The sequence below is a fragment of the Dermacoccus sp. UBA1591 genome, from assembly GCF_002322065.1.
Taxonomy (GTDB): Bacteria; Actinomycetota; Actinomycetes; order Actinomycetales; family Dermatophilaceae; genus Dermacoccus; species Dermacoccus nishinomiyaensis.
The window spans coordinates 1-9,948 of sequence record NZ_DCNR01000079.1 but is presented as its reverse complement, the minus strand read 5'-3'; the positions used below and the strand labels follow the sequence as shown (position 1 = coordinate 9,948).

The following is a 9,948-nucleotide window of genomic DNA, read 5'->3' as shown; positions in this document are numbered from 1 at the left end:
GGCCGCCCGGGCTCCGGCGAATGTGACATATGTCAATGCAACCATCCCCCGCCGCGCGTCGGGGTTCCGCTATGAGCGCAAACCTGTCAGGGTGGAGGCATGAGCCTTGGAGCAGCGTTGGGTCTGGCCGTTCTCGTCGTCGTGACCATGTTCGTTCTCGTCTTCGTGATGGCGGGAGTCGAGACACGGATGTTCGACGACGTCATGGTCACGCCGGACGCTGAGACCGACGAGGCGCCCGTCGCGGCGCTCGAGCCGGCGGCCGAGTTGTCGCGGGCCGCCTGAACCGGATACCTGACGATGTGCGCCCCCTTCACGTGATGATCGTGACGGGGGCGCTCTGCATGCTGAATCCCTTGGGATGACGCGGTTGTCGGTGTCGGGTCCTAGCTTGGGGTCATGGCCAACCGACTCGCTGCCTCGCTGAGCCCCTACCTGCGTCAGCACGCCGACAACCCCGTCGACTGGCACGAATGGGGAGACGAGGCGTTCGCCGAGGCGCGACATCGTGACGTGCCCGTGCTGCTGTCCGTCGGCTACGCGGCGTGCCACTGGTGCCACGTCATGGCGCACGAGTCGTTCGAGGACGCAGCCATTGCGGCGCAGCTCGCCAAGGGGTTCGTCGCCGTCAAGGTCGATCGTGAGGAGCGCCCCGACGTCGACGCTGTCTACATGAACGTCACGCAGGCGCTCACCGGGCACGGCGGCTGGCCGATGACGGTGTTGCTGACGCCGGACGGTGAGCCCTTCTACGCCGGAACCTACTTCCCGCGTGAGCAGTTCTCGTCGCTGCTGCACTCGATCGGTGAGTTGTGGCGTGACGATCGGGCGCGCGTCGAGGGAGCAGCGCGTTCCATCGTCGAGGCGATGCAGACGCGCTCGCGTGCCGACGCGACGGGTTTGGGGCCTGGGGGAGATGACCTGCTCGGGCAGGGCGATCGGGCTGAGCGACAGCTCGTGGGGGTCGATCTGACGCGTGCCGTCGTCGGCCTGCGTCGCCAGTTCGACGACAGCCGGGGCGGCTTCGGTGGCGCGCCCAAGTTCCCGCCGTCGATGACGCTCGAGCACCTGCTGCGTCACCACGCCCGCACGGGCGACGCGGACGCCCTCGCGATGGCTCGCCGCACGGGCGAGGCGATGGCGCGCGGTGGCATGTACGACCAGCTCGACGGAGGGTTCGCGCGCTACAGCGTCGACGCCGACTGGGTCGTGCCGCACTTCGAGAAGATGCTGTACGACAACGCGCAACTGCTGCGGGTGTACGCGCATCTGTGGCGCGCGACCGGCGACGACTGGGCGCGTCGCGTGACCTACGAGACGGCCGACTTCATCATGCGGCGCCTCGGCACCAGTGAGGGGGCGTTTGCCTCCGCGCTCGATGCTGACACCGACGGCGTCGAAGGCCTCACCTACGTATGGAACGCGGAGGAGCTCGTCGAGGTGCTGGGCCGCAGCGACGGCGCGCGCGCCGCTGAGCTTCTCGGCGTCACCCGTCACGGCACGTTCGAAGACGGCCGCTCGACCCTGCAGCTGCGTCGTGACCCCGCCGAGCTTTTCTCGCCCGAGGTGCTGGGTGACCGCTCCCCGGACGCGTGGTGGTCAGACGTTCGGGCCAGGCTGCGCTCGGTGCGGGCCGAGCGCCCGCAGCCGGCCCGTGACGACAAGGTCGTCACGTCATGGAACGGCCTCGCCATCGCCGCGCTCGCCGAGGCCGGGATGATCCTCGAACAACCCTCGTGGGTGGCGGCGGCGCGGGAGGCGGCTGACGTCGTGCTCGCGACCCACGTCGTCGACGGCCGGTTGCGGCGGGCGTCGCTCAAAGGCCGGGTGAGCGAGGCGCTCGCCTGCGCCGATGACTACGGCAACCTCGCCGAGGGGCTGCTGGTGCTGCATCAGGCGAATGGCGAGACGCGCCATGCCGAGGTGGCGATCGGTCTGCTCGACGACGCGGCGCGCCTGTTCTTCGACGGCGACACCGTGTACGACACGGGGTCGGACGCGTCGCAGCTCTTCATCAGGCCGCGCTCCGACGGCGACAACGCCGAACCGTGCGGCGCGTCGTCGCTCGCCTCGGCGTACGTCATGGCGTTCGCTCTGACGGGGCACGGCGATTACCGCGTGCGAGCTCTTGCCTGCCTGTCCGGCCTCGTGGGTGTGATGGCGTCGAACCCGCGGTTCGCCGGCTGGGCGCTCGCTGCGGCGGAGGCGCTCGCTGCGGGGCCGGTGCAGGTCGCCGTCGTCGACCCTGCGGATGGGGGTGCGGCTGCGGGGTCCGGCGATGGGCCGCTTGATGCGGCCGAGGCGGATGAGATGTGGCTGCGCGCCTGGCGTTCGACGGGTCCGGGGTTGGTGCGTGTTCGTGGCGCTGCCGACGCCGGCGGGGTGCCGTTGCTGGCAGATCGCCCTGCGGTCGACGGCCAGACGACGGCGTACGTATGCCGGGGTTTCGTGTGCGATGCCCCCGTGACGAGGGCGGACGAGATGAACATCTGAGGTGCGCCGCGCGGGCGGCGAGCGCCGATCGTCGTGGGGGTGATAAGGGTGGGCGGCGCGGGTGCCCAGGGGCGTGCTGCCTGGGCGGCGAGCGTCGTCGGCGTGACGCATGTGACACCGGTTCGGTTCGTTGTCTGCGCCGTGCATGCCCGACGATGACGGGTATGACGAATGCTGTCGCTGCCGCGCCGACCGCGCCTGACGAGGCGCCCGTGACGGTGTCGTTCACGCGCCACATGAGCACCGACAACGAGACTCAGGTGCTGGCCTGGGTGCATGCCGGCATGGCGATGGCGGAGAAGTTCGAGGGCTTCCTCGGCACCGGGTGGGTGCGCTCGTCGAGCAACTCGCAGGAATGGCACATGCTGTGTCGTTTCCGCAATCAGGCGTGCCTCGACGCGTGGGATCGCAGCCCCGAGCGCGCCTGGTGGTTGTCGTTCGGTGCGGACATCGTGCAGCACACCCGCGGCGAGAAGCGCGTCGGCATCGAGGGATGGTTCGACGAGCCGTCGCACAGCAGTGACGTCGTCCTGCCCGGCGAAGCGCCCGCGCCCGGCCGTCGTCTCGCGCCGCCGCGGTGGAAGCAGGCCACGATGATCTGGGCGGTGTTCTTCCCGATGTCGGTGCTTGCCGCCTACCTGCTGCAGCCGCACATCGCGAGCCTGCACGTCGTGTTGCGCACGCTGATCCAGACGTCGATCCTCACGCCGCTCATGACCTACATCATGCTGCCGTTCGCCACCCGCGTGCTCGACGAGTGGCTGCACGAGGAGTGACGGCTGCGCCGGCGTGACGCGGACGTCAGAGCTGCGGCGTCGCCAGGCGGGTTGAGGCTGTCGGCCGGTGAGTTGCGGACTGCAACTCAGCCATGCAGGATTGTGCCCCTCGAGTTGGGAGTTGGGGGACTGCAACTCGGCCATGCAGGATTGTGCCTCCGAAGTGCCGCCGGGCGTCAGAGGCGGTTCTTCGTCTTCGCCGTCGCGACGTGTGTGAGAGGGTCCTCGGGCCACGGATGCTTCGGGTAGCGGCCGCGCATGTCGGCGCGCACGCCCGCGTAGGGCCCGGCCCAGAACGAGGCGAGGTCGTCGGTGACGGCGACGGGTCGCTGCGCAGGCGACAGCAGGTGGAACAGCACAGGTGCGCGCCCGTCGGCGAGGCGCGGGGTCTGCGTCAGCCCGAAGCACTCCTGCAGTTTCACTGCGACGATGGGCGGGCCGCCCGGTTCGTCGAGAGGTGGGTAGGTGATGCGCACGCTGGAGCCGCTGGGCACACGCAGCCGCTCGGGTGCCAACTCGTCGAGACGTGTCGCCTCGGGCCAGGGCAGCAGGCGACGCAGCGGTTCCGTCAGGTCGATGGAGGCGAGCTTCCCCCCACGGGCGAGGCGGTCGAGCTCCGGGGCGAGCCATTCGTCGAGTCGGGCGAGCAGTGTGTCGTCGTCCATCGCGGGCCACGGGTCGGCGAGGTGGTGGTGCAGGAAAGCCAGACGACGTCGCAGCGCCGCTGCAGCATCGCTCCATGTCAGCAACGAAAGCCTCTGCGCTGCAAGAGCATTCGCGACGGCTTGTCGCGCCACTTCCGGCGTCGGGGACGTTGGTGTCGCCGAGAACTCGATCGCGCCGAGCGCCTTGACACGCCGCCCCACGATCTTGCCGGAGGTCGCGTCCCACGTCGCGCGCACCTCGTCGACGAGCAGGTGCGCCGCTGCGTCCTCCGCGATCTGTCGAGTGATCGGGGCCGCCAACCGGATGACGGCGCCCGTCCCACGCGCGGCGCGACCATCGGAACGCGCGACGTCCGCGACAGCCAACCACTCACACTCGGTCAACGGTGAATCGTCTAGCCCCGCACGGGTTCCCGACGCCGTGAGGTAGACGCCCTCGGCGACGCGATGCGCCACGCGTTCCGGATACGCAAGAGCGATGACGAGACCGGCGTCGCTCTCGGTCTCGGCGTCCACGGAGCGAGCCCGTCGAGATGCCGCGGCGTGTCCGGGCGCCCACCCGGGGTCCGGGGTGGCGGCGGCGTCGTTCGAGCCGGCCGCGACGACGAGCGTGAGGCGTTCGCTCTCGCGCACCCACCTCGAACGGGCCGCCCCCTGCAGCTCGGCGATCGCGTGGTCGAGGTCGGCGTCCCTCGAGCGGACGTCGTCGGCGAGTGCAGCGACGTACTCCGCGGCCGATCGGGCGCCGATTCGCTCGGCCGCGACGAGCAAGGCGCGGGCGAGCCGCGGGTCGGCGGGTACCTCGACGAGCGTCCTGCCGAGGGCGGTGATGCGACCGTCAGCGTCGAGCGCGCCCAGGCCGACGAGGGTGTGCGTCGCCTCGCGCAGGGCGGGCGCAGGTGGTTGCGTCGGCAGGGAAAGCCCGGTGCCGCCCGGCGTGCCCCACGCCGCGAACGTCAGGGCGACGTCGGTGAGGTCGCTCGTCGCCATCTCGGGCGTGACATGCTCGGGCATGCGCGCGAACGTCTGCTCGTCGTAGCAACGCACCGCCATGCCGGGCCCGAGACGGGCCGCACGGCCGGCACGCTGCACCGCGCTGGCGCGCGAACACGCCACGGTGACAAGGCCGTTCATGCCGCGCGCGACGTCGCGTCGAGGTTCGCGCGAGAGCCCGGCGTCGACGACGAGGCGCACGCCGGGCACCGTCAGTGACGACTCCGCGAGGGCGGTGGAGACGACGACGCGGCGCGGTTCGCCGGGTCCGCGACCGGCCGTCGCGCGATCCTGCTCGGCAGCGTCGATGCGCCCGTGCAGTTCGAGCACGTCGAGTTCGGGGCGCAGTTGCCGCACCTGCTCGGCGACGATCGACACCTCGCGCGCACCTGGGAGGAAGACGAGCGCGTCGCAGCCCCGCAAGCCGGCCAAGTTGGCGACGGCGTCCGTCGCTGCGGCAGTGCCACGCCCGCCGGCATGAGTGTCGGCATCATCCAGCGCGCGGGTCGTGATGCGCGCGACGTGCTCGAGGAAGGCCCGGGTGACGCCGCGCGCGTCGAGGCGGGGCGAGTCGAACGGCGCCCATCGCACGTCGAGCGGGTGCAGCGCAGACGGGCAATCGACGAGGGGTGCCTCACCCGACGTGGTGGTCGCGGCGAGGAGATCGGCGAAACGCGGTGCGTCGAGCGTCGCTGACATCGCGACGACGACGAGATCGTCACGCAGCGCGCGTACGTCGGCGAGCAGGCCGAACGCGACGTCGGATTCGATCGAGCGCTCATGCACCTCGTCGAGGATGACGGCGCCGACGCCCGTCAGTTCGGGGTCGGCGAGCAGGCGCCGATCGAGCAGACCGGGCGTGACGAACTCGACGAGTGTCGCTGCGCTCGAACGGGATTCGCCGCGCACTGCGTAGCCGACGATGTCACCGAGACGCGTCCCCGTCAGCTGTGCCAGACGGCGTGCGGCAGCGCGTACGGCGACGCGGCGCGGCTGGGTGACGATGACGCGGCCCGCTCGGCCGGGCGTCGCTCCACGGGCCGCTGCGGTGTCGACGTCGCGCCATGCGTCGCCTCGCTCAGCGAGCCAGTTCGCGACGAGCGGCGGCGCGAGCGTCGTCTTGCCCGTGCCGGGCGGGGCCTGGACGACGCACGCGCCCGCGTCGAGAGCGCGCGTCAACTCAGCGGTGGCCGTCGCGAAGGGCAGCCCGCGTCCGATGGCGTCGAGGTCGAAGAGGGCATTCATCGTGGCCTATTCTCGCCCCGCGAGGCATCTCACCCCGAATCGCAGAATGCGCGGGCGCCGATCAGAAGTACGGCGTCTTCTTCACGACGAAGTGGGCCTTGCGCACAGCCTTCTCGACGCCGGCCTCCCACGCCTTCGCCTGCAGCGGCATCACGGGCAGCAGCCAGGTGCCGACGTAGTCGGTGATCTCCTTGTTGAACCCCGTCTTGAACTGTCCGACGCCGTAGAGCGGGTGCGTCTCGTCCTTGGCGCGATCCGAGGGCGGGGCGCCGCACAGGTCGTAGTCGGTGACGCCGCGCTCCTTGAGCGCCTTGATCGTGTCGAGCACGAGAAGCGCCGCGGCGCCGCGCACCTTCTTGACGGGCACCGACGCCGCGTCCTTGCGGCTCGCGAGGTGGCCGTTGATCATGACGAAGTCTGCCGAGATGACCTCACCCTCGTAGTAGGCGAAGAAGAAGGCGCCGCGGCCGTCGCGCCCGTACGTCTGCCAGAACGTGCGGTAGTACTCGTAGGGGCGGATGACGAAACGCCCCTCGGCCGTCTTGACGAACAGGTCGTAGAACGTGCGGCACGAGGCGTCGTCGATCGGCACCTCGGCGGTCGTCACGCCGTCCTTGACGGCGCGGCGGATGTTGTAGCGCGCCTTCGAGTCGAAGCCCTTGAGCAGGGTCTCGGCGTCGGGCCGGATGTCGAGCCACACCGTCGAGAACGTGGGCTGGACGTCGGTCGTGCGGTGAGCGCCCGCGGCCTCGAGCGCCGCCCGGTTCTCGGGTGAATCGACGAGCTGCGGCTCGAACTTGATCGCGAAGACGAGGCGCTTCTTCGCCTGCGCGGCAAGCGCCGTCAGCACGCCCGACGGGTCGCTGCCCTCCGCCAGCCCGGGGCCCTGCGGCACGTACCACAGCCGCCCCAGCGGCGGGACGATCCGCTCGAGCACCATGACGGCGACCCCGCCCGCGTCGACGAAGCGGGGCCTCCACCCGGCGTCGGCCTTGATCTCGGCGAACTCCGCGAGCTGGAAGAATGCGCCGCCGTCGGGGTTCGCGGCGACGGAGGCGTTCCAGCCGTCGGGGGCTGATGTGGTGGAGGAGGCTGATGGCGCCGTCACGGTGCGTCCTACGTCTCGGGAATGGATGTTCCCCTCCATCGTGACGCATCCACCCCGCGCGTCAAGCATCGCCGTCCTCGACGTCGGGCACGTCGCCGACACCGCGCGGAGCCGGGCCGGGCGGCGAGCGCGACACCTGGGTCCCGATCAGCCCCTACCCAACGACGCTTATCGGTCACATGTGTCCGTGAATCGCCGTTGGGTCGCTGGATCGCAGATGTGGACGAAAATCGCGGATGGGGACAGGAATCGCAGATGGGGCGGGTGTTGACGCCCAGATGTGCAGCGATTCGCCAAGAGCGCCAGGTCTGAGAAACTGGGAATTCATCTGCCGCCCCCGATCCTGTGGGGCGGCCATCTTGTCGAAGGAGGGCGATGAACGAGCACAGGGGTCTGCGGGCGTCAGGGTGGCCGGGGGTGGTCGTGCTCGCCCTCGGCATCTTCGCGATGGTGACGGTCGAGGAGCTGCCGATCGGCGTCCTCACCCTGATCAGCGACGACCTGGGCGCCTCCGAAGGAGCCGTAGGCCTCGGCGTGACGCTGGCCGGCGCCGTCGCCGGTGTCATGGGATTGTCGACGTCACTCGCCATCGGCACCCTCGATCGTCGCGTCGTGCTCTTCACGGCACTGCTCGTCGTCGCGGCCGCGACCACGGCGTCCGGGATGGCCACGAACGTCGCCGTCTACCTCGTCGCGCGTTTGTGCGCCGGGCTCGGCATCGGCGTGTTCTGGGCGCTCATCGCCATCGTCGCCTCCCGCATCGTCGCGCACGAACGCGCGGCGCTCGCGACCACCGTCGCGTTCGCGGGGGCGTCGGGAGCGACGATCCTCGGCGTGCCGATCGGCACGTGGCTCGGCACGACGTGGACGTGGCACGTCGCGTTCTACGCGCTCGCCGCGTTCTGCTTCGTCATTGCCGTCGCGCTGTGGTTCCTCGTGCCGAGTGTGCTCGTCGACGAGAAGTTCACGACCGACGGGTACCGCCGCGCCTGGTCGATCGGCCCGGTGCGTCTCGCGCTGCTCGTGACGGCGGTGCTCGTCGTCGCGCAGTTCTGCGCGTACACCTACGCGAGCCCTGCGCTGCAGGAGTTCGCGCACGTCAGCCCCGCGGGTGTCGGCGCGATGCTGCTCGTCATGGGCATCACCGGGTTGTTCGGCAACGTCGGCTCAGCGCCCATCATGCGACGTCGCCCGATGTTCGCGCTGCTGCTCGTCACGTGCGGCATGACGGCCGGCATCGCGGGCCTCATGCTCTCGGGAACCCCCGCCGTCGCGGCCCTCGCGATGGGCGTGTGGGGACTGTTCGGTGGCGCGATGGCCGTCGTGCTGCAGCACTGGGTACTGACGAGCGCCGGGCCCTACGCCGAGCCCGCCGCAGCGCTCGATTCGGGCATCTTCAACTTCGCGATCGCCGGCGGAGCCGCCCTCGGAGCGACCGTCCTCGACGTCTCGAACATCCACACCGTGTTCGTCGTCGCCATCGTCGGCACACTGACGGCGACCGCCATGGTGCTCGCGTACCGGCGTCGCGTCACGGCCTGAGGGCTGCATCGCGCGGCGAACGCAGGGCCCAGCCGCGCCATTTCGTGCACGTCAGGTCATCGCCGCATCCCCCGAGCTCGAACACGCCGTGGCGCAAGCGTGTTTCGAGCGTGTGACACGGCCTGGACGCCGCTGAAACGCGGGGGCCGTCCTCGGCATACTGGCGAACATGTCAGAACTTCTGCACTTCACGACCACTGACGCGGACCGCTCGGCCACCGAGCCGCTGCGCGACGACATCCGTCTGCTCGGCGGGTTGCTCGGTGACGTCATCCGCGAGCACGAGGGTGAACGCGTCTTCGGCCTCGTCGAGGACGCCCGGGTCAGGGCGTTCGGGGTCCGTCGTCAGGAGGTCGACCGCGCGTCGTTCGGCGACACGCTGACGGGGCTGTCGACGCGCGACGCCCTCCACGTCATCCGAGCGTTCAGCCACTTCGCGTTGCTCGCGAACATCGCGGAGGATCTGCACCGTGAGCGTCGCCGCGCCGCTCACGTCGCGGCGGGGGAGGATCCGCAGGACGGCTCGCTCGCGGCGACCTTCCGCAAGCTCGCCGGCGCCCATATCGACGGTGACACGGCCTCCGAGCGGCTGGCGGGCGCCACCGTCGTTCCCGTCATCACGGCGCACCCGACGGAGACGCGCCGCCGCACCGTCTTCGAGGCGCAGAGCCACATCAAGCGCCTCATGCGGGAGCGCACGCGCATGCAGCTCGACCCGAGCGAGGATGCGGAGAACCTGCGCCAGATCAAGCTGTGGGTGCTGACGCTGTGGCAGACGGCCCTCATCCGGCTGAGCAAGATCACGATCATCGACGAGATCGACGCGGGCCTGCGCTGGTACGACGCCGCGTTCTTCGAGGTGATGCCGACGCTCAACGCCGAGCTGCGTGACGCGTTCGCGGCCCTGCTCCCGGGCGCTGGAATCGCGGATGATCCTGTGCTGCAGGCTGGTTCGTGGATCGGTGGCGACCGTGACGGCAACCCCAACGTCACGGGTGACGTCGTCGCCTACGCCACACGCCGTGCCGCGGAGACGGCGCTCGATCACTACCTCGACGAGCTCGACAAGCTGCAGACGAGCCTGTCGCTCTCCCGACGCATGGCGCCCGTCACGGACGAGTTGCTG

The 9,948-nt window shown here is 70.3% G+C and carries 7 protein-coding genes; 5 read left to right on the top strand and 2 right to left on the bottom strand.

From position 1 onward, the window contains the following. Positions 1-99: 99 nt before the first annotated feature. The 3 genes from B2284_RS08190 to B2284_RS08180 all read left to right on the top strand — a co-directional run bounded on the left by B2284_RS08190 (position 100) and on the right by B2284_RS08180 (position 3,269). Positions 100-285: a hypothetical protein gene (locus B2284_RS08190; RefSeq protein WP_136788793.1), complete on the top strand. Its 186-nt coding sequence runs from the start codon at positions 100-102 to the stop codon at positions 283-285. A gap of 114 nt (positions 286-399) precedes the next feature. Continuing rightward, a complete protein-coding gene (locus B2284_RS08185; protein ID WP_006945681.1) occupies positions 400-2,493 on the top strand; it encodes a thioredoxin domain-containing protein in 2,094 nt (697 codons plus the stop codon). A gap of 164 nt (positions 2,494-2,657) precedes the next feature. Next, positions 2,658-3,269: an antibiotic biosynthesis monooxygenase gene (locus B2284_RS08180; RefSeq protein ID WP_006945738.1), complete on the top strand. Its 612-nt coding sequence runs from the start codon at positions 2,658-2,660 to the stop codon at positions 3,267-3,269. Between the two features lie 176 nt (positions 3,270-3,445). Here the strand turns inward: B2284_RS08180 and hrpB are convergent, their stop codons facing one another. Both hrpB and B2284_RS08170 read right to left on the bottom strand, forming a co-directional pair. Continuing rightward, positions 3,446-6,172, bottom strand: a complete 2,727-nt coding sequence (gene hrpB, locus B2284_RS08175; protein ID WP_136788792.1) for an ATP-dependent helicase HrpB — start codon at positions 6,170-6,172, stop codon at positions 3,446-3,448. 61 nt (positions 6,173-6,233) lie between these two features. Beyond that, positions 6,234-7,280, bottom strand: coding sequence for a lipid II:glycine glycyltransferase FemX (locus tag B2284_RS08170; protein WP_074045979.1), 1,047 nt, complete (start codon positions 7,278-7,280; stop codon positions 6,234-6,236). A gap of 375 nt (positions 7,281-7,655) precedes the next feature. Here B2284_RS08170 and B2284_RS08165 point away from each other — a divergent pair, with 375 nt between their 5' ends. Together B2284_RS08165 and B2284_RS08160 are read left to right on the top strand one after the other, a co-directional pair. Further along, complete coding sequence (locus B2284_RS08165; RefSeq protein ID WP_136788791.1) at positions 7,656-8,822, top strand: MFS transporter; 1,167 nt, start codon at positions 7,656-7,658, stop codon at positions 8,820-8,822. A 169-nt stretch (positions 8,823-8,991) separates the two neighbouring features. After that, positions 8,992-9,948, top strand: a 957-nt coding sequence (locus B2284_RS08160; protein WP_286697369.1) for a phosphoenolpyruvate carboxylase, incomplete at its 3' end; no start/stop codon positions are given.